Origin of the sequence: Delftia sp. ZNC0008, from assembly GCF_000799035.1 — a bacterium.
GTDB lineage: Bacteria > Pseudomonadota > Gammaproteobacteria > Burkholderiales > Burkholderiaceae_C > Comamonas > Comamonas tsuruhatensis.
This window is the reverse complement of record NZ_JTKZ01000106.1, coordinates 1-18,792: the sequence shown is the minus strand read 5'-3', so window position 1 is coordinate 18,792 and position 18,792 is coordinate 1. Positions and strand designations below refer to the sequence as shown.

The window sequence follows — 18,792 nt, the reverse complement described above, 5'->3', positions numbered from 1 at the left end:
CCGAGCTGGACCCCTTCGGCCGCCCGCTGGCCGTGTACCGCATCGCCTACACACAAGGCCAAGCCCAGGCCCCGCAGCTGCAGGTGCGCTACGGCTACGGCAAGGACCCCTGGAAGCAATACGCGCCCGAACTCATCGCCCGGCCCAGCGTCGTGCCCGGGCGCGAACACCAGATCCGCATCCGCTACAACAGCAGCCGCCAGCCGCTGCAGATCACCGAGACGGGCTTCAGCCCATTGGATGCCCAGGGCCAGCCCGCAGGCAATGCGGACGGCGCCACGCCCATCGAGCGCAGCACGCGCTACCGCTACACCGAGATCAACGGCCGCAGCGTGCTGGTGGACATCGACGGGCCGCTGCCCACCTCGCTGGCAGGCTATGACGACGGAAGCCCGGCGCAGAACGACCTCACGCGGCTGCGCTGGGACCGCAGCGGCAGCCACGTCACGCGCGTGCTGCAGCCCGATGGCACCGCCGTGGCGCTGGAGCATGACAAGGCCGGGCGCATCATCCAGATGCACAGCCGGGATCCCTCGGCCAAGGAGGACGAAACGGGCTGGCGCACCGAACTGCGCCACGACGCCCAGGCCCGACTGGTGGCCATGCGCAGCCTGGCCCCCGACGCCAGCGTGCTGCAAGAGCAAAGCTGGCGCTACGACGCGCTGGGCCACCTCACGGAAACCGGCACCGGCGGCTGGCCCGGCAACGGGGACAAGACGGGCAATGCCGCCTATGCGGCCCAGACCCGCCAGCACCATGACGCCCTGGGCCGCCTGCTGTGGAGCGCCGATGTCCGAGGCAGCTTCACACAGCACCGCTACGACACGGAAAGCCGCCTGCTGCAGTCCGGTCGCTACGGTGGCCGCGCCGATGACGGCAGCCGCCTCATGGCCCAGGTGCAGACCTACCAGCCCGGCGCGCCAGAGCAGCCGCCATCCGCCGCAGACAAGGCCGGCACTGAAACTGCACCGCAGGCACGCCAGTTCTACGACGACTTCGGCCGCAGCGTCGCCACCCTCAGCCCCGACAGCGGCCTGAGCATTCGCGGCTACGACGCCACCGACCGGTTGGTCTCGGGCCGCGACGCCCTGGGCCAGCAGGCGCGCTACGAATACGACCTGCGCGGCCGCATCCTGCGCCAGACCATCACGCAACTGCCGCAAGATGGCGCGCGGCCACGCACCACCACCACCCGCTGGCGCTACCAGGGCCCCAGGCTGGTGGCGCTGGAGCATCCCGAGCAAAGCGAGGCCTACGAATACAACGACAGGGGCCTGCGCGTGCGCAAGCGCATCACCCGCCATGAAGAAAGCGGTGCAAACGGTGAAAGCGGGGAGAGCAGCCAGCACCACACCCTCCACTACGAATACGACAGCCACGGCAGACTCTCCGCCGCCAGCCTTCCCGACGGCAGCTGGCTGCACTACCTGCGCGACGGCCATGGCCAGATCACCGGCCTGCAGCGGCAGCGCGTGCGCACTCCCTGGCTGCGCTGGCTCAGCCCGGCGCAAACCATTGCCACCGGATTCGAGCGCGACCTGGTGGGACTGCGCAGCTGGCAGGCAGGCAACGGCATCGAGGCCCGCTATCAGCGCAGCCGCGAAGGTCTGCTGGCGCGCATCGTCTACCGCCAGACCGGCAAGAACAACACACGCACTGCCTCTGGCACATCCCATGACTGGATGCTGGGCGCCCGGCCCGCGGACATTGCAGAGCAACTGCTAGGCCTGACCCCGGCCCATGCGGCCGAGCCCATGCAAGCCAAGGCACAGGCCACTGCAGCAACTGCCGCGCAAACGACAGCCGAACCGGCGCCCGACCAGCCCGGAGCCCTGGGCCAGCCCACCGAGCCCCAAGCCCTGCTGGACATGCGCTACCTGTGGGACAGCCAAGGCAACCTGCTGCTGCGCCAGGACCACTACAGCCAAGCCCCGCAGACTTTGCACCAGGACAGCCATGCCTACGACATGCACGACCGCCTGATCGTCCAGGTCCAGCGCACTGGCCAGGAACTGCGCTCCAGCCGCTACCACTATGACGAGGCCGGCAGGCGCACCCTGGACCAGCAGAACGTGGCCTCCGGCGATCTGCAGGCGGGCACGCGGGCCATCGCCTACCTGCCAGGCAGCCACCGCTGGAGTGCCGAGCGTGCAGCGGACCAGAAAGACACAACCACCCAGCGCACCCAGTACAACGCCAACGGCCAGCCCCTGCAGGCAGGCCCGCGCAGCTACCGCTGGGACGCATTGGGACGGCTGGAACAGGTCAGCGAACAGGGCGCCCCGCTGGCCCGCTACCGCTACAACCACCGGGGCGAGCGCATTGCCAAACACACCGGCAAGGCCCAAGGAGGCAGCCGGGCGTACCTCTACGAATCCGGCCAACTCAGCGCCGAACTCGATGCCCAGGGCCGCATCACGCGCCAGTACATCCACCTGGGCCAGTGGCCCCTGGCCGTCATCGACACGCCCCAAGGCCGCAAGCCTGCGGATGGCGCCGGCACGCTGGGGCGCATCGTGCAGGACCTGGGCACCATCGCGGGCCGCTGGGTGGGCGGCGGCGAACGCCTGGCCTGGCTGCACACCAACCACCTGGGCGCCGTGGAAGCGGCCACCGACACGCAGGGCCAGTTGATCTGGCGCGCCCGCTACACGGCGTTTGGCCGGCAGCAGGTGATGTCCCAACCTTCAGCCCCGGGCTTTGAAATGCCGCTGCGCCTGCCGGGCCAGTACCACGATGCCGAAACCGGGCTGCACTACAACCTGCACCGCTACTACGACCCGGACCGGGGCCAATACCTCACACCCGATCCGTTGGGCATGCCGGATGGACCCAATCCCTACAGCTATGTGCGGGGCAATCCGCTGCGGTATGTGGATCCGGAAGGGCTGATTCTTTTTGCGTTTGATGGGACCAATAATTCCAATCCACCGCCAGATAAGGATACTTGGTCCAACGTCTATAAATTCTATTTAGCGTATGACCAAAATATCAATGGAAAATCGTGGTACATGAATGGCGTTGGCCGCTATGACGACGAAAGCAAAATTACAGCACCATGGAATGACCACATGGTAGCCAGTACAGCACGTGCGCGCGTAGACCATATGCTGAAAAATCTGGATAAATTCATGGAAGAGCATACGTTTGCAGAAGGCAAAAAGGTCAGTATCGACATCATTGGTTTCAGCCGTGGCGCAGCCATGGGCCGGGACTTTGCAAACAAGGTTGCCACCCGTATCAAAAAACAGCATTGGAAAGATAAGTCCGCATGTATGGAGCTTCGGTTTCTGGGGCTGTGGGATACGGTGGCGCAGTTCGGCGCAAATGGGCGCCTCAACGAACAATGGCAACTAGCCATTCCTTCGGAAGTGCAGCATGTTTTTCATGCAGTAGCACTCAATGAACACAGATATCTATTCCCCGGAGAGGACATAAACCGAGGCACTCAACTCGGATTCATAGGCAGCCATGCGGATATTGGTGGCAGCTTTGGGACTGGGGATTTATCGAATGTGGCGTTGAATTGGATCGCTGAGAAGGCAAAGGAAAGCGGTTTGAAAATGAAAAAATGGGATGAATCTGGCAATGAGACTTGGGGAAGGATCACAGAGCCAGTTCTCCACGACAAAAGCTACATCTATTCTGACCCACCTGACGACAGTGCCTTTTGCATAAGAGACAACAATGCAAAAGAAAAAAATTGTGTCCCTAGAAAAAAGTTCAGTCCTGGCGGCATGAGTGCGGAGGAGAGTCAAAAATTTATCATATATAGAACCAGACCGGGAATGGATTTGGACGGATCTTCACGCATTACCGGAGATATCAACATGAAGGAGTACGTCAAATGGCTGAAAGAAAATTACGGACTGACCGTCGCACTGCAATAAGTTATTGTTGCACAGCAATTTCATCCTCTCTGATTGGTTGTGCACATCGGGAGCCAGGCATCGGTTTATCACTGGAATTTTACAATAAAGGCTCTCACCCGCTAGCAACCAGGAGATTTGATCTTGATGGAAAAAGAGGACCAATACCGGGCTATCTTGGTCCAAGCTTAACGAACAGCAAAAATATGGGACTCATGCCAGGAGACATTAAAAGTGGAGTTCCGAAATTCGTAGAGGCAGAGTGGGTTCTTCATAGCGAGGAGTTTCTAGCTTGGTCAAACAATACTCAAGACAATGAAAGATATTCAAAAGAAAATCGTGAAATCTATAGAAAACTTTGGGCCGCCAACCCCCATTACGTACAGCGCGTAGACCTGACTCCCACTCTGACCCCAGAGCTCATCGCAAAAGTCCAAGCAGACCGGGAGAACACTCAGTTAAAGATGATTGTCATATTTCGAGATGACAAGGTGGAAATCACCGCTGAACCTTATAAGTGGCGATGAATTTCTGCATTCGGAGCAATTCCGCATATGAGAGGCAGGCTGGCGTACCCTGGACCAGCAGGACGTGGCGCCCAGAGCAACGCATCTTGGGCAGCAGCAGGTACTGGCAAAGGTATCGGACAGCGCCTGCCGGGCCAGTACCACGACGCCGAAACCGGGCTGCACTACAACCTGCACCGCTACTACGACCCGGACCGGGGCCAATACCTCACGCCCGATCCGCTAGGCACGCCGGATGGGCCTAATCCTTATGGCTATGTGCGGGGCAATCCGCTGCGGTATGTGGATCGATCCGGAGGGGTTGATTCTGTTTGCGTTTGATGGGACTAATAACTCCAATCCGCCACAAGATAATGATACTTTTTCCAATGTCTATAAGTTCTATTTAGCGTATGACCAAAATATCAATGGAAAATCATGGTACATGAACGGCGTGGGCCGCTATGACGACGAAAGCAAAATCACAGCACCATGGAATGACCACATGGTCGCCAGTACCGCACGTGCGCGCGTAGACCATATGCTGAAAAATCTGGACAAATTCATGGAGGAACATACGTTTGCAGACGGCAAAAAGGTCAGCATCGATATCGTGGGTTTCAGCCGTGGTGCAGCCATGGGCCGGGATTTTGCGAACCGGTTTGCCACCCGCATCAAAGAACAGCATTGGAAAGAAAAATCCGAATGCATGGAGCTAAATTTTTTGGGATTGTGGGACACAGTGGCGCAATTTGGCGCAAATGGACGTCTCAATGATCAATGGCAACTGGCCATTCCTTCTGAAGTGCGGCATGTTTTCCACGCAGTAGCACTCAATGAGCATCGCTACCTGTTCCCAGGAGAGGGCATAACCCGAGGTATCCAACTCGGATTCATAGGAAGCCATGCGGATATTGGTGGCAGTTTTGGGACTGGAGATTTATCGAATGTGGCGTTGAACTGGATCACTGAGCAGGCCAAGAAAACTGGCTTGACGATGACATCATGGAAGGAATTGAAATTTGAGCAATGGGGCAAAGTAACAGAGCCAGTTCTCCACGATAAAAGCTACATCTATTCTGACCCCCCTGACGACAGTGCCTTTTGCATAAGAGATAACAATGGAAGAGCAAAAGACTGTGTTCCCAGAAAAAAGCTCAGTCCTGGTGGCATGAGTTCTGAGGAAAGCCAAAAATTCATCATATACAGAACCAGGCCGGGAATGGATTCAGATGGATCTTCACGCATTACCGGTGACGTCAACATGAAGGAGTACGCCCAATGGCTCAAAGAAAACTATGGACTGACCGTCGCACTGCAATAGTCTATTTCTGTTCAACAATCGCTTCCTCTCTGATTGGTTGTGCGCATCGGAAACCAGGCTTCGGCTTATCGCTGAAATTTTATAACAAAGGCTCTCGCCCGCTGGTAGCCAGAAGATTTGATTTTGATGGAAAACGAGGGCCAATACCTGGCTATTTAGGCCCCAGCAATACAGAGGGAGCAATTATGAGCTTCATGTCAGGAGATATTAAAGGCGGAGTGCCGAAATCCGTAGAGGCAGAGTGGATTTCATATAGCCAGGAATTTACAAACTGGTCAAAAAATACACCATATCGGGAAAAAGACTCCAAAGAAAATAATGATATCTTCGATAAACTTTGGCCTACCAATTCCACATATATACAACGCATAGACCTCACCCCTATTCTGACTCCAGAACTCATAGAAAAAGTCCAAGCGGACCGGGAGAACACTCAGTTAAAAATGATTGTCATATTTATAGATGACAAGGTAGAAATTACCGCAGAGCCATATAAATGGCGTTAATCAAAAGCAACTCCACAGAACATTCAGTGAGGGAAATATGCAGAAAAAGAAACTTCAGTCCATCCACAACGAGATGGATGCAGATCTCATAAGACAGGCAAGCACCAGCCATGCCCAAACCAGTTCGGACAACGGTATGCCCGAGACTGCAGCAGAGCCGCCAACCATGCACCGTCGCCCCATCGCCGCACGAGGACATGGCTGGGCGCGAGTGCTGAGTTCGGCGCTGGCGCGGTGTGCGATCACGCCCAACCAGATCTCTGTGTCCAGTGTTCTGTTTGCAGGAGCAGGCGCTGCCATGCTGGTGTGGTTGCCGACGCCCATAGGGTGGCTTGGCTGCGCAGCCTGTGTGCAATTGCGCCTGCTGTGCAATCTGCTGGATGGCATGGTGGCCGTGGAAGGGGGCAAGCAGACCCCGACCGGCACGCTCTACAACGAGTTTCCAGACCGGATAGCGGATTCGCTGCTGCTGCTGGGCCTGGGCACTGCGGCTGGGCAGTCCTGGCTGGGGTGGTTGGGCGCCCTGCTGGCTGCATTGACCGCCTATGTGCGGGTAACGGGCACCAGCCTGGGCCTGGACCAGGATTTTCGCGGCCCGATGGCCAAGCAGCATCGCATGGCGGTGCTGACAGCGGCCTGCCTTTTGGCCGCAGGCCTGGGCCTGCTGGGCCACGAAGTTGCTAGCCTCATTCTGGGCACTGCAGCCTGGGGCATAGCACTCGGAGCGCTCTTGACCTGTGTGGCCCGCACCCAGGCGATCGCCAGGCTGTTGAAAGGGGACTGAAATGCTGCCGCACCTGCTTGCCGCATCGGCACGGATTTTCATTGGCGCGTATCCGCGCTGGCAGGGCTCAAGCCCACAGTCGCGCCAACGCGTCTACTTTGCCAATCACGCCAGCCATCTGGACACGGTGGCACTATGGGCAGCACTGCCACGCCATTTGCGCGCCCGTACCCGGCCGGTAGCCGCCCGGGACTACTGGGGACGTGGATTGCACAGCCTGCTGGCCTTGCGCGGCTTCAATGCCGTGCTGATAGACCGCCACCGCGCCCAACCCGAGCAAGATCCGTTGCAGCCGCTGTATGAGGCACTGGAGCGTGGTGATTCACTGATCCTCTTTCCCGAAGGCACGCGCCATCAGGAGACCATGCCCCAGCCATTCAAGTCCGGCCTCTACCACCTGGCCCGACGTTTTCCTCAAGTGGAGTTCATTGCCGTCTATCTGGACAATGCGCGCCGCTGCCTGCCCAAAGGCAGTGTGGTGCCTCTGCCGCTGATCTGCACCGCACGGTTCGGGCCACCCGTTGAACTGCAGCCTGGCGAGAGCCGGCTGGATTTTCTGGAACGCGCCCGCGCCGCAGTGGAGAGCATGGCATGAGCACTCCATTCCAGGACTACCTTCCCGCCTCGTTGGTGGCCGCCACCAACGCACGTGTGCCCGACAGCTTCTGGTGGATCTTCGTTTCCCTGCTGGGGCTGCTTTCCGTGGCCAGCGCCACAGGCGCGGCCTTGTCGCTTTACCGCCCCGGGCCAGTGGTCCAGAACCTCAACGCACGCATACGGTCTTGGTGGCTGATGGTCGCGATTCTGGTCATCAGCTTCTTGCTGGGCAAACCCGTCACGCTGGCGCTATACGGAATGCTCTCGTTTTTTGCGCTGCGCGAATTCATCTCGCTGACGCCGACGCGGCACGGAGACCATCTTGCCTTGTGTCTTTGCTTTTATGTAGCGATCCCGTTGCAGTATTGGCTGATCGGCACGGACTGGTATGGCCTGTTCTCCATCTGCATTCCTGTCTATGCCTTTTTGCTGCTGCCTGCGGTGTCTGCACTGTCAGGCGATACCACGGATTTTCTGGCGCGCAGTGCCAAGGTCCAATGGGGCCTGATGCTCACGGTGTATTGCCTGAGCCATGCTCCGGCGCTGATGCTCTTGCAGATCCCTGGTTACGAAGGCCAGAGCCTGATGCTGCTGCTTTATCTGCTGCTGGTCGTGCAGTTGAGCGATGTCCTGCAATATGTGTTTGGCAAGCTCTTTGGCAAGCATCTGCTCGCCCCCCAGGTCAGCCCGTCGAAAACCGTGGAAGGCCTGATAGGAGGTGGCCTGAGCGCGGCATTGGTGGGAATGGGCTTATGGTGGATCACGCCCTTCACACCGGTTGAATCAGGACTGCTCTCACTATTGATCGTGCTGTGCGGTTTTCTGGGAGGTCTGGCCCTGTCAGCCGTCAAGCGCAGCCTGGAGGCGAAAGATTGGGGCGAGATGATTCAAGGCCATGGGGGCATGCTGGATCGCCTGGACTCCGTGGTCTTCTCTGCGCCTGTGTTCTTTCATGTTGTGCGATATGCCTATGCATGAATTCGACAGACCATCGATCCATATATCTTCTTAATTTTTATACTCACTTCAAAAATCACACATCAATTATGAGAAATATTTTTTCCCAAAAATCGATTTCCTATGTTATCGCGATATTTTTTTCTGCGCTGGTTTCCGGCTGTGGAATCTGGAGACCTTATGACGGATTCAAAGACCCACCCTACGCAAAGGGCCAGCTTGTAGAAGCGCAGCATAAGATCAACCAATGTCATTGGTGCAAGTCTGGAGGTTATGGCGATTCAGCATATTTTTCAAAAGAAAACTGTCCTAACGGAATGTCATCCTCAAGCCAGATGTATGACATTGAAAAAATATTCAAAGACGCAGACAAGCTGCTGGCTCAAGCCATACCAAAAGAAAAATGGATTTTCACCAAAAAGACATTTATTGGCACTGATAGATATTTTTATCCAGCAAGAGTGTTCATACCCAGCATAGACCCATTGACACTTATCATTATCCCTTGGGATAAATATGATTTAAAGCGAATACTCGATCATTCACCACACATATTAGACATTACACAGAAATACTATGAATTTGAATATATCGACAAAAACAAATCAAATTTACAAAAGAGAATCGTCATTGGTTGGCCATCCGAACTATTTATTCCACTTGAAGTAAGAGGTAGCTTGCCCGTTATTCCAGAGCAACTAAGAGTTTTTGCCAAAGGCTTCGATAAGACAATAACTATCCCGGTAGACCAAAAAAATCAAGAATTCACCTTGGACGTTGCAGATCAGAAAATTAAATTCACTCCATCAGGTGAAAAATTAAATATCACATTCACAAGTAACGGAATTAATTGCCGATAGACTCAAAAAAGCATCATTCAATGCGGGCGCCCTGGCTTTCGAAACCACAAAACATTTCAAGGCCTACATGCAACCGCCACAGCCTTGACCGTGGCCTGCCTCAAGCCGGCACCGTCCTACCGACCCTTCCCCTCACCGCAACGTAAACACCTCCAGCGACCGCTCCAGCGATTGGGCGCTGGCGCGCAGCGAGCCCGCCGCGCCGGCCGATTGTTCGACCAGGGCGGCGTTTTGCTGGGTGACGGAGTCGAGCTGGGCCACGGCGTCGTTGACCTGGGCGATGCCTACGGATTGTTCGCGCGTGGCGATGCTGATCTGGTGGACCAGGTCGCTGACGCGGCCCACGGCGTCGACCATGCCGTCGATGGTGCGGCCTGCGGCGTCCATGCGGGCGTTGCCATCGTTGATGCCGTCCACGGTGCGGTTGATGAGGCCGCTGATTTCCTTGGCGGCCGAGGCGCTGCGCTGGGCGAGGGCCCGCACTTCGCCGGCCACGACGGCAAAGCCACGGCCCTGCTCGCCTGCGCGGGCTGCTTCGACGGCGGCATTCAGGGCCAGCAGGTTGGTCTGGAAGGCAATGCTTTCGATCACGCCAATGATCTCGCCCATGCGGCGCGAGGAGCCGCGGATGTGCTCCATGGCAGCGCCCACTTCCTGGATGGCGGCGCCGCTCTTGCCTGCGACCTGGCGGCTCTGGTCGCTTTCATGGGCCATGAGCTGGGCCGTGTCGGCGGTCTGCGCGACGGTGCCCGATATCTCTTCCATCGAGGCCGCCGTCTGCTGCAGGCTGGTGGCCTGGGATTCTGTGCGCTGCGCGAGGTCGAAGCTGCCCTGGGCGATCTCGTGGGCCGTCGTGGCAAAGCCGCGCATTTCGGTGCGCACGTCGCCGACCACGGCGCGCAGGTTGATCTGGATCTGCTGCAGCCGCTGCATCAGGGCGCCCATGGGGCCGCTGTAGTCGTGCTGCATGTTGGTGCCCAGCTGGCAGCTGGCAATGTCGGCGGCAAAGCCGCTGGCCTGCTCCAGGCCCGCCACGCAGCGCTGCTGGAAGCGCCACAGCACAAAGCCGCCACCGGCCAGCAGGGCCGCCAGGCGTGCGCCCCAGGCGGCGGCGCCCTGCCAGCCCAGCAGGTCGGGCAGCATGGCGGCCAGGCCGACGCTGCCCAGCATCAGCGCCATGCGGGCCGTCAGGCCCAGGTCGCTGCGGCGGTCCCACAGGCCTGCCAGGCCCAGGCGGCGCAGCTCGCCGCCACGCAGTCGCAGGGTTTCCTGGCCGGCATCGGCTTCGGCGCGCATGCGGGCATAGAGGGCTTCGGCAGCCTCGATCTCGTCCGGCCGGGGCTTGGTTCGCACCGACAGGTAGCCGCGCGGCCTGCCGCCTTCCATGATGGGGGTGACGTTGGCGCGCACCCAGTAGTGGTCGCCGTTCTTGCGCCGGTTCTTGACCAGGGCAGTCCACGGGTAGCCGTGGGCGATGGTGCGCCACATGTCCTTGAAGGCGGCGGCCGGCATGTCCGGATGACGGATGAGGTTGTGCGGCTGGTCGATCAACTCCTCGTAGGTATAGCCGCTGACCCGCACGAAGGCAGGGTTGCAATGGGTGATCTCGCCCTTGGTGTTGGTGACGGATACCAGCAGCTCATCGCCCGGAAAGTCGTAGTTGAGCTGGCTGACGGGCAAATTCACGCGCATGGGTACCACTCCTTTGGGATGTCTCTTGTTCTTGTGAAATGGCAAGGCGAAGCGCACTGAAGCCACCGGAATCCATCAAACGGAAACACAAATTCACATTTCCAAATCATCTCACAGCACGGCAACCTCAGTCCCATGCTCGGAACTGGTGCATGGTTTTACAGCGTGTGCGCCAGATTTGTGGTGATGATTCAGAACAGTTGAGGTGTAAAGGGATCGCTGTCCGGCGCGGGCTGGGCCGGTCCCCTGAGCAGTTGCTCGCGCGCCAGCGGGTCGTGGGCGGTGGCGTTCCAGTCGGCCGTGCGAACGAGGTTGCCCACGCGCACGCCCAGCAGGCGCAGCCGCTTGGCCAGGGGCACGCGCTTGAGGCATTGGCCTGCGGCGCGGCGCAGGGTGGCGGCATCGGCCATGGGCAGCTCCAGCGTGTGGTCGCGCGTGGCGGTCTTGAAGTCGTCGTAGCGCAACTTGATGCCGACGGTGCGGCCCATGTAGCCCTTGCGCTGCAGGTCCTGGGCCAGGCGTTCGCACAGGTCGGTGAAGATGGCGCTCAGTTCGGCCCGGTCGCGTACGGCGTGCAGGTCGCGCTCGAAGGTGGTCTCGCGGCTCATGGAGACGGGCTCGCTGTGCGTGACCACGGGCCGGTCGTCACGGCCCCAGGAGGCACCATGCAGCCAGTTGCCGTAGGCGCGGCCAAACCATTGCACGAGCTGGGGCAGGCTTTGCGCGGCCAGCTCGCCGATGGTCCGTATGCCCAGCGCCTGCAGCTTGGCGTCGGCCTTGGGGCCTATGCCATTGATCTTGCGGCAGGCCAGCGGCCAGATGACGGTCTGCAGGTCCTCGGGCTGGACGATGGAGATGCCGTTGGGCTTGTTGAATTCGCTGGCCATCTTGGCCAGCAGCTTGTTGGGGGCCACGCCGATGGAGCAGGTCAGGCCCGTGGCGTCGGTGATGGTTTTCTGGATCAGCCGAGCCAGCACGCGCCCGCCTTCGCGCTGGCCGCCAGGCACGTCGGTGAAGTCGATGTAGACCTCGTCCACGCCGCGGTCCTCCATCAGCGGGGCGATGGAGACGATGATCTCCTTGAACATGCGCGAGAAGCGCCGCACCTCGGCAAAGTCCACGGGCAGCATGATGGCCTGCGGGCACAGGCGCGCGGCCTTCATCATGCCCATGGCCGAGCCCACGCCGAACTGCCGCGCCGGGTAGGTGGCCGTGGTGATCACGCCCCGGCCGACGTAGTCCTTGAGGCGTGAGAACTCGTCCACCGGAATCTCGTGCAGCCGCCCGGCGTAGCGCGTATCCAGCGCCTCGTCATGCGCGCGGCGCCCGCCGCCGATGACCACGGGCAGCCCCTTGAGCTGCGGATAGCGCAGCAGCTCCACCGAGGCATAGAAGGCGTCCATGTCCAGGTGGGCGATGCGGCGCGCAGGCGCAGCATCGGCAGGGCTTGCGGGTGTCGTGGGTGTCGTTTCAGGCACGCCGCCATTATTGCGGCAACTGTGCATTCATACAGCCTGCAGGGCTTGTTCCCACAGGCCCTGGACCATTCATCCCTGCAGGCAGATGAGGACCAGTCCCAGAACCATCAGGCCCATGCCGATCTTCTCCTGGCGGCTCAGGCTTTCGCTGAGCACGCGGCGCGAGACGATGTAGCTGAACACCACCTCGACCATGCCCAGCGTGCGCACGGGCGCGGCGCCTTGCAGGGCGTAGGCGGTGAACCAGGCCAGCGAGGCGGCCGCGCCCATGCCGCCGGCCAGCAGCGACACGCGCCAGGCGCGGAAGATGGGGCGCAGGCCCTGCGCGTGGGTGCGCGCAATCCAGGCGCCCAGGCCCAGGGTCTGCATGAGCTGGGCAATCAGCACGCCCCAGGCGCCCGACAGCCAGGGAGATATCTCGCCCAGCCGCGCCAGTTCCACCGCGCCGCCCCGGTAGCCCACGGTGGCGATGGCAAAGCAGGCGCCACAGGCCAGGCCGTAGAGCGCCGAGCGGCTGGCCCAGGCCGACAGCGACAGCATCTGGCCGCGCGGCGGCAGCGACAGGATGAGCACGCCCAAGGTGGCCAGCGCCATGGCCAGCAGGGCCACGGCCGTGGGCAGCTCGTGCAGGAAGAGGCCTGCGAACAGGGCGACCTGCAGCACCTCGGTCTTGGACAGGGTGACGGCCACGGCGAAGTTGCGCTCCTTCATGGCCAGCAGCAAGGCCGCCGTGGCCGCTACCTGGAAGAAGGCGCCCAGCGCGATCCAGCCCAGGTAGGCCCAGGAGAACCGGGGCAGCGCCCAGGCCCCGTCCCCTCCCAGGTACAGCGCCAGCAGGTAGATGCCGGCAAACGGCAGGCCGTAGAGAAAGCGCACCAGGGTGGCCGGCAGGGTGCCGAGTTCGGAGGTCAGCGAGCGCTGGGCCGTATTGCGCACAGTCTGGGCGGCTGCGGCGAACAGCACCACGGGCACCCACAGCCAGGTCAGGTCTTGGAGGGAAGAAAGCATGTCGGCAAAAAAGGGAAGGCACCGCCGGCATGGCGCGGGCGACTGAGTGCCGGCCAGCATAGCCGCCGGTCGGGCACCAGGCGCACGCACTTGGAGAAGGCTGCCGCGCCCGGCAGCGAAACAGAGGCCGGCCAGCCAACGCTGCACGCGCGCCCCGCTCTGGCCAGGGCAAGCAGGCTGCGTTGTGCAGCAGCACGGCCGTCGCCAATGGCGAGCGGGCCTGCGCGGCGCGCTACAGGTCGCGCCGGATCAGCGCGCCCTTGAACAGCACCGGTCCCGTGGGCCCGGTCTGGCTGGGCACGCCGCCCTTGGGCTCCAGGCTGATGGCCAGGGCAGGCACGCCCTGGACTTCGGCGGCCGCTGCAGTCAGCTTCACGAGCTTGTCGCGTCCCAGCACGCCCAGCGATTGCGGGCCGCCCTGGGGCGGCAGGGCCCACAACTGCAGCGATTTGTCTGCGGCCTCGTGGAAGTCGCCCACGCGCTGCAGCACCAGGCTGTTCTTGCCGGGGTCGAAGGTCACGAGCATGGAGGCATCGGCCTTGTCGTCGGCCAGCACGGCCACGTACTGGATCTGGGGCGTTGCCTGCAGCGCGACCTGGGCGGCCTGCAGCTGGTTGCGCAGCACGGCCAGCTGGCGCTCACCGCTTTGGCGCAGGTCCTGGTGCGACCACAGCCCCACGGCCACGGCCGCCACGGTGGCGCAGGCGCCCAGCAGGGCCGCGCCGCGCCACCAGTCCAGGGCACGGCCCACGCCGGATTTCGCGCGTTCGTCCAGGCCTTGCCCATCAACGGCGCGCCGCCGGTGCGGCTGGGCGGCGCGGGCCTTTTCGGCCTGCAGCAGGTTGTCGATGCGGACCCAGACCGCATCGTCGGGGCGCACGGGAGCCTGCATTTCGGACAGGGCCGACCAGCGGCCCTGCCACAGCAGGGCGGCGGCGCGCACCGGGGCCTGGTCACGGGCCAGTTGCTCGAAGCGGCGGCGTGCCGCACCGCGCAGCGTGCCCAGGGCGTATGCGGCGGCCAGCCGGTCCAGCAGTTCGGGGTGTCGGGAAATATTCATGGCAAATCCTTGGGCCGCTCAGAGCATGTCATCTGCATCACGCATGGCGCGAGAGGCAGCGGCGCAACTGCTCCAGGCCGCGCCGGATCCAGGTTTTGACCGTGCCCAGCGGCAACTGCAGCTGGCCGGCCAGTTCGCCGTGGCTGAGGTCACGCAGGTAGGCCAGGCTGACCACCTCGCGCTGGCGGCCTTCCAGCCGCTCCAGGCACTGGTACAGCGCCACCGCCTGCTCGCTGGCCTCGGCCAGTTGCAGCGGGCCCTGGCTTTCATCGCTCCCGCCGCCTTGGGCCGCCAGTTGCGCCTCATCGAACTCCTCGTTCAGGTGCAGGCGTTCGGCGCGGCGCCGGCGCAGGAAGTCCAGCGCCCTGCTGCGCACCACCAGGCCCATCCAGGCCAGCGGCGGGCTCAGCGAGCCCCGGTAGCCCGAGGCGCTGCGCCAGATGTGCAGGTAGCTGTCCTGCAGCACGTCTTCGGCCCAGTCCTTGTGCCGCAGGATGCGCAGCGCAAGCCCGTACAGCCGGGACGAGGTGGCCTCGTACAGGCTGCGGAGCGCGGGCTCGTCCTGCGCTGCGATGCGGTCCAGAAGGTCCATCAGCTCTTGGTCGGTTGGTGTGGTGCCCATGCACGCATTGTGGGCGAGCGGGCGGCCCCGTGGCCCGCACTGTTGCGTTGCCGCCCCGGGGGGCTTGTCGTGTCCTTCAATCGGCTGCAGGGGTCATATCGGTGGCCTGCAGGGGGTCTGGTACCGGTCTGCCGGCCTGCGCCGGCTCTCACTGGTCAATACGCAGCACATTGCGAACCGGATGCGGATAAATTTTTTTTGCACCCAGGTGAATCCAACCTCACCCATGCTGCGTATTCCGTGTGTCGCGCCCCGGACAGCGGTCCAAGGCGACATCCCTCAACCCCTCGACCTGGAGAACCTCATGAGCTACATCCTCCCCCTCGGCCTGGCCACCATGGCCGCACTGACGCTTGGCGCCTGCTCCTCCATGGACATGAGCAAGAGCTATTCCCAGTCCGGCCTGCCGGCCGCCGTGCAGGTGCCCGCAGGCCACAAGGTCGCCATGGAAACCGTCGGCATCGGCCAGATCACCTACGAGTGCCGCGCCAAGAAGGATCAGGCGATGGAGCAGGAGTGGGCCTTCGTCGGCCCCGATGCCCGCCTGACGGACCGCCAGGGCCGCGTCATCGGCCGCTACTTCGGCCCGCCCGCCACCTGGGCGCACCAGGACGGCTCCAAGGTCACGGCCACCCAGGTCGCGGTGGCTCCGTCCAGCGCAGGCAACATCCCCCTGCAACTGGTCAAGGCCGAACCTGCCACCGGCATGGGCGCCATGCAGGGCGTGACCTATATCCAGCGCGTGGCCACGCGCGGCGGCGTGGCGCCGGCCATGGCCTGCAACAGCTCCACGCTGGGCCAAAAGCAGGTGGTGCAGTACCAGGCCGACTACATCATCTGGAAGGCTTCCTGATCCGCCGCCACCGGTGCCGCTACGGCTGCCCGCCCCCTGCCCCGAAGGCCGAGGGCGGCATGCCGAACTGGCGCCTGAAGGCCAGCGAATAGGCGCTGTGGCTTTCATAGCCGGCCTCCAGCGCCACCTGCACGATGGGCCGGCCGGCCAGCAGGGCCTGCATGGACGACAGCAGCCGCGCGCGCTGCCGCCAGCGGCCGAAACTCAGGCCGGTGGCCTGCAGGAAATGGCGGTGGAAAGTCTTCTCGCCCATGGCCAGCCGTGCGGCCCAGTCGGCGGCCGTGGCGGCCAGGTTTTCAGCCCGTTCACCGCCCTGGCCCACGGCCTGGCCGCCTTCGGCCAGCGCGCGGCAGACAGCCGCCATGCGCGCATCCTGCGGCCAGGGCAGGTGAAATGGCACGACAGGCGGCTGGCGCAATTCCTGCAGCAGCAGTTCGACGACCAGCCGGTCTCTCGTTTCATCCTGTCCGCGCTGCGGCGCCGCCGGCCAGCGCGCGACCTCGCTGATCAGCTCGCGCAATAGCGGCGAGACCTCGATCACGCAGTCCGCCACCGGCAGCCCCTGCGCCGCCTGGGCATCCACGAACAGGCTGCGCACCTGCACGGCACCACGCATGCGCAGGCTGTGCGGCACGCCCGAGCACAGCCAGACGCCGCGCGTGGGCGGCACCACCCAGCGCCCGCTGCGCGCGCGCACCTCCAGCACGCCCTGCACGGCATAGAGCAGTTGGCAGCATTCGTGGGAGTGCTCCTGCACTTCCATCCCGGCCGGATAGTCACCGGCCACGCCCGTGACGGGCAAGGGCGCGGCAGCCTGCAGCTCAGGCAGGCCGGCATGGCCACAGGGCACGGCGGGAAGGTCGGCGGCAGTGCGCATGTTTGTCCAGATCCATGGAGAAAATGAGAAATTCTATAAAGACAGACAAATGCCCTGCCCGCAAACTGGCACCCGTTCCCTGTGATTCACCGCCATCGCACCATGCACCGCCTGCCCTCGCCCTCCCTACCATCCCTGGCCCATGGCCGGGGTCCGGGCGCCTGCGCAGGCGCCGCATTTCGCACCGACTCTCCCTGATCCCGGCCTGGCGCAGCTTCCCCACACCGGGAAGCCAGGAGAGCGGGGCTGCCGGCCGATCCGGTGGCTGCATACCCAGCGTTTCCTGCGAGGCCCGCATGCTGAAGAATCCCGCGTCCAGATACCTTCCCTTCCCCGCCGTCGACCTGCCCGACCGCCAATGGCCTTCGCGCCAGCTGAGCCAGGCGCCCGTGTGGCTGTCCACCGACCTGCGCGACGGCAACCAGGCCCTGTTCGAGCCCATGAACCGCGAGCGCAAGCTGCGCCTGTTCCACGAGCTGGTGCGCATAGGCTTCAAGGAGATCGAGGTGGGCTTTCCCTCTGCCTCGCAGACCGACTACGCCATCGTGCGCCACCTGATCGACGAAGGGCTGATCCCCGCCGATGTGACGCCCATGGTCATCACCCAGCTGCGCGAGGACCTGATCCGCGCCACTGTGGACAGCGTGGCCGGCGCGCGGCGCGCCATCGTGCACTTCTACAACGCCGTGGCACCGGCCTGGCGCGAGATCGTCTTCGGCATGCAGGTGCCCGAGATCATCGCCATGGTGGAGCGGCACATCGCCCTGCTGCGCGAACTGACCGATGCCCACCCCGAGACCGAATGGGTGCTGCAGTACTCGCCCGAGACCTTCTGCATGGCCGAGCTGGAGGTATCGCTGGCCGTGTGCAACGCGGCCATCCGCGCCTGGGATGCAGGCCCCGGGCGGCCCATGATCATCAACCTGCCGACCACGGTGGAGGTGAGCACGGCCAATGTCTTCGCCGACCAGATCGAGTGGATGCACCGCCGCCTGGAGCGGCGCGAGCACATCGTGCTGTCCGTGCACCCGCACAACGACCGGGGCACGGGCGTGGCCTGCGCCGAGCAGGCGCTGCTGGCCGGCGCCCAGCGCGTGGAAGGCTGCCTGTTCGGCAATGGCGAGCGCAGCGGCAACCTCGATGTGGTGACGCTGGCGCTCAACCTGTACACGCAGGGCATCGCGCCGGGTCTGGACTTCTCGGACATCGCGGCCGTGGCGCGCATTGCGGAGGAATGCACGGCCCTGCCCATCCACCCGCGCCACCCCTATGTGGGCGACCTGGTGTTCACGGCGTTCTCGGGCTCGCACCAGGACGCCATCGCCAAGGGCTTTGCGGCGCAACGGCCCGATGCGCCCTGGCGCGTCCCCTACCTGCCCATCGACCCGCAGGACCTGGGCCGCACCTACGACAGCATCGTGCGCGTCAACAGCCAGTCGGGCAAGGGCGGCATCGCCTTCCTGCTGCAGCGCGACCATGGCGTGACCATGCCCCGGCGCATGCAGGTGGAATTCAGCGCCGTGGTGCAGCGCCAGGCCGACGCCAGCGAGGCCGAGCTGGCCAGTGAAGACCTGTGGGAGCTGTTCGAGTCCACCTACCTCGCACCCCGGCAGCATCCCTGGCGCTACCACAGCCACCATCTGTTCGACAGCGCCAAGGGCCAGGGCATTGCGCTGGAAGTGGTGCGGACGGACGGGCTTCGAATGCAGCTGCATGGCGAGGGCAGCGGTCCCATCGACGCCGTGGCCGCTGCCATCGGCCAGCACCTGGGCGTGGCGCTGCGCATAGACCACTACGAG

The 18,792-nt window shown here is 62.7% G+C and carries 17 protein-coding genes; 11 read left to right on the top strand and 6 right to left on the bottom strand.

From position 1 onward, the window contains the following. Positions 1–452: 452 nt before the first annotated feature. Genes L995_RS31720 through L995_RS32750 form a run of 9 tightly spaced genes read left to right on the top strand, consistent with a single transcriptional unit; the run spans position 453 to position 9,403 of the window. The gene (locus tag L995_RS31720; RefSeq protein ID WP_156135981.1) at positions 453–3,890 is read left to right on the top strand and encodes a phospholipase effector Tle1 domain-containing protein; all 3,438 of its coding nucleotides are present in this window, start codon (positions 453–455) and stop codon (positions 3,888–3,890) included. Next, a complete protein-coding gene (locus tag L995_RS34195) occupies positions 3,848–4,396 on the top strand; it encodes a hypothetical protein (protein ID WP_231574352.1) in 549 nt (182 codons plus the stop codon). Before L995_RS31720 ends, L995_RS34195 begins: the two co-directional genes overlap by 43 nt. A gap of 27 nt (positions 4,397–4,423) precedes the next feature. Beyond that, positions 4,424–4,717 (top strand): RHS repeat-associated core domain-containing protein, encoded by a 294-nt coding sequence (locus tag L995_RS31710; protein ID WP_080649843.1) that lies wholly within the window; start codon positions 4,424–4,426, stop codon positions 4,715–4,717. Continuing rightward, positions 4,677–5,699 carry a T6SS phospholipase effector Tle1-like catalytic domain-containing protein gene (locus tag L995_RS31705; protein ID WP_231574351.1) on the top strand — a complete coding sequence of 341 codons (1,023 nt, stop codon included), beginning with the start codon at positions 4,677–4,679 and terminating at the stop codon, positions 5,697–5,699. Before L995_RS31710 ends, L995_RS31705 begins: the two co-directional genes overlap by 41 nt. Beyond that, the gene (locus L995_RS34190; protein WP_231574350.1) at positions 5,657–6,205 is read left to right on the top strand and encodes a hypothetical protein; all 549 of its coding nucleotides are present in this window, start codon (positions 5,657–5,659) and stop codon (positions 6,203–6,205) included. The genes L995_RS31705 and L995_RS34190 overlap by 43 nt, the downstream gene beginning before the upstream one ends. A gap of 37 nt (positions 6,206–6,242) precedes the next feature. Then, positions 6,243–6,989 carry a CDP-alcohol phosphatidyltransferase family protein gene (locus L995_RS03945; RefSeq protein WP_156135980.1) on the top strand — a complete coding sequence of 249 codons (747 nt, stop codon included), beginning with the start codon at positions 6,243–6,245 and terminating at the stop codon, positions 6,987–6,989. 1 nt (position 6,990) lies between these two features. Then, positions 6,991–7,584, top strand: a complete 594-nt coding sequence (locus L995_RS03940) for a lysophospholipid acyltransferase family protein (RefSeq protein ID WP_052195750.1) — start codon at positions 6,991–6,993, stop codon at positions 7,582–7,584. After that, on the top strand, positions 7,581–8,564 hold the full coding sequence (locus L995_RS03935) for a phosphatidate cytidylyltransferase (RefSeq protein WP_052195749.1): 984 nt from the start codon (positions 7,581–7,583) through the stop codon (positions 8,562–8,564). The genes L995_RS03940 and L995_RS03935 overlap by 4 nt, the downstream gene beginning before the upstream one ends. Beyond that, positions 8,561–9,403 carry a hypothetical protein gene (locus tag L995_RS32750; protein WP_156135979.1) on the top strand — a complete coding sequence of 281 codons (843 nt, stop codon included), beginning with the start codon at positions 8,561–8,563 and terminating at the stop codon, positions 9,401–9,403. Before L995_RS03935 ends, L995_RS32750 begins: the two co-directional genes overlap by 4 nt. A 132-nt stretch (positions 9,404–9,535) precedes the next feature. On the opposite strand, the gene L995_RS03930 is transcribed toward L995_RS32750, so the two are convergent. The 5 genes from L995_RS03930 to L995_RS03910 form a co-directional block, all read right to left on the bottom strand. Further along, positions 9,536–11,095 carry a methyl-accepting chemotaxis protein gene (locus tag L995_RS03930; protein WP_047469333.1) on the bottom strand — a complete coding sequence of 520 codons (1,560 nt, stop codon included), beginning with the start codon at positions 11,093–11,095 and terminating at the stop codon, positions 9,536–9,538. Between the two features lie 191 nt (positions 11,096–11,286). Next, positions 11,287–12,600, bottom strand: coding sequence for a Y-family DNA polymerase (locus L995_RS03925; protein WP_047469331.1), 1,314 nt, complete (start codon positions 12,598–12,600; stop codon positions 11,287–11,289). A gap of 42 nt (positions 12,601–12,642) precedes the next feature. Then, positions 12,643–13,581, bottom strand: coding sequence for a DMT family transporter (locus L995_RS03920; RefSeq protein ID WP_047469329.1), 939 nt, complete (start codon positions 13,579–13,581; stop codon positions 12,643–12,645). Between the two features lie 232 nt (positions 13,582–13,813). Then, positions 13,814–14,641: an anti-sigma factor gene (locus L995_RS03915; protein ID WP_047469325.1), complete on the bottom strand. Its 828-nt coding sequence runs from the start codon at positions 14,639–14,641 to the stop codon at positions 13,814–13,816. 37 nt (positions 14,642–14,678) lie between these two features. Next, the gene (locus L995_RS03910; protein ID WP_047469322.1) at positions 14,679–15,263 is read right to left on the bottom strand and encodes an RNA polymerase sigma factor; all 585 of its coding nucleotides are present in this window, start codon (positions 15,261–15,263) and stop codon (positions 14,679–14,681) included. A gap of 304 nt (positions 15,264–15,567) precedes the next feature. Here L995_RS03910 and L995_RS03905 point away from each other — a divergent pair, with 304 nt between their 5' ends. Next, complete coding sequence (locus L995_RS03905) at positions 15,568–16,116, top strand: DUF3455 domain-containing protein (protein WP_016447834.1); 549 nt, start codon at positions 15,568–15,570, stop codon at positions 16,114–16,116. Positions 16,117–16,135: 19 nt separating this feature from the next. Here the strand turns inward: L995_RS03905 and L995_RS03900 are convergent, their stop codons facing one another. Further along, positions 16,136–16,993 (bottom strand): AraC family transcriptional regulator, encoded by an 858-nt coding sequence (locus L995_RS03900; RefSeq protein WP_047469320.1) that lies wholly within the window; start codon positions 16,991–16,993, stop codon positions 16,136–16,138. A gap of 296 nt (positions 16,994–17,289) precedes the next feature. Between L995_RS03900 and L995_RS03895 the strand changes: the two genes are divergently transcribed. Beyond that, on the top strand, positions 17,290–18,792 hold a 1,503-nt coding region (locus L995_RS03895), incomplete at its 3' end, for a 2-isopropylmalate synthase (protein WP_047469318.1).

Excerpts from the sequence above, each read along its gene's own strand:
- L995_RS34195 (WP_231574352.1), top strand. The coding sequence starts at position 3,848 with ATGGCTGAAAGAAAATTACGGACTGACCGTCGCACTGCAATAAGTTAT.
- L995_RS31710 (WP_080649843.1), top strand. The coding sequence starts at position 4,424 with ATGAGAGGCAGGCTGGCGTACCCTGGACCAGCAGGACGTGGCGCCCAG.
- L995_RS31705 (WP_231574351.1), top strand. The coding sequence starts at position 4,677 with ATGTGGATCGATCCGGAGGGGTTGATTCTGTTTGCGTTTGATGGGACT.
- L995_RS34190 (WP_231574350.1), top strand. The coding sequence starts at position 5,657 with ATGGCTCAAAGAAAACTATGGACTGACCGTCGCACTGCAATAGTCTAT.
- L995_RS03945 (WP_156135980.1), top strand. The coding sequence starts at position 6,243 with ATGCAGAAAAAGAAACTTCAGTCCATCCACAACGAGATGGATGCAGAT.
- L995_RS03940 (WP_052195750.1), top strand. The coding sequence starts at position 6,991 with ATGCTGCCGCACCTGCTTGCCGCATCGGCACGGATTTTCATTGGCGCG.
- L995_RS03935 (WP_052195749.1), top strand. The coding sequence starts at position 7,581 with ATGAGCACTCCATTCCAGGACTACCTTCCCGCCTCGTTGGTGGCCGCC.
- L995_RS32750 (WP_156135979.1), top strand. The coding sequence starts at position 8,561 with ATGAATTCGACAGACCATCGATCCATATATCTTCTTAATTTTTATACT.
- L995_RS03930 (WP_047469333.1), bottom strand. The coding sequence starts at position 11,095 with ATGCGCGTGAATTTGCCCGTCAGCCAGCTCAACTACGACTTTCCGGGC.
- L995_RS03925 (WP_047469331.1), bottom strand. The coding sequence starts at position 12,600 with ATGCACAGTTGCCGCAATAATGGCGGCGTGCCTGAAACGACACCCACG.
- L995_RS03920 (WP_047469329.1), bottom strand. The coding sequence starts at position 13,581 with ATGCTTTCTTCCCTCCAAGACCTGACCTGGCTGTGGGTGCCCGTGGTG.
- L995_RS03915 (WP_047469325.1), bottom strand. The coding sequence starts at position 14,641 with ATGAATATTTCCCGACACCCCGAACTGCTGGACCGGCTGGCCGCCGCA.
- L995_RS03910 (WP_047469322.1), bottom strand. The coding sequence starts at position 15,263 with ATGGGCACCACACCAACCGACCAAGAGCTGATGGACCTTCTGGACCGC.
- L995_RS03905 (WP_016447834.1), top strand. The coding sequence starts at position 15,568 with ATGAGCTACATCCTCCCCCTCGGCCTGGCCACCATGGCCGCACTGACG.
- L995_RS03900 (WP_047469320.1), bottom strand. The coding sequence starts at position 16,993 with ATGCGCACTGCCGCCGACCTTCCCGCCGTGCCCTGTGGCCATGCCGGC.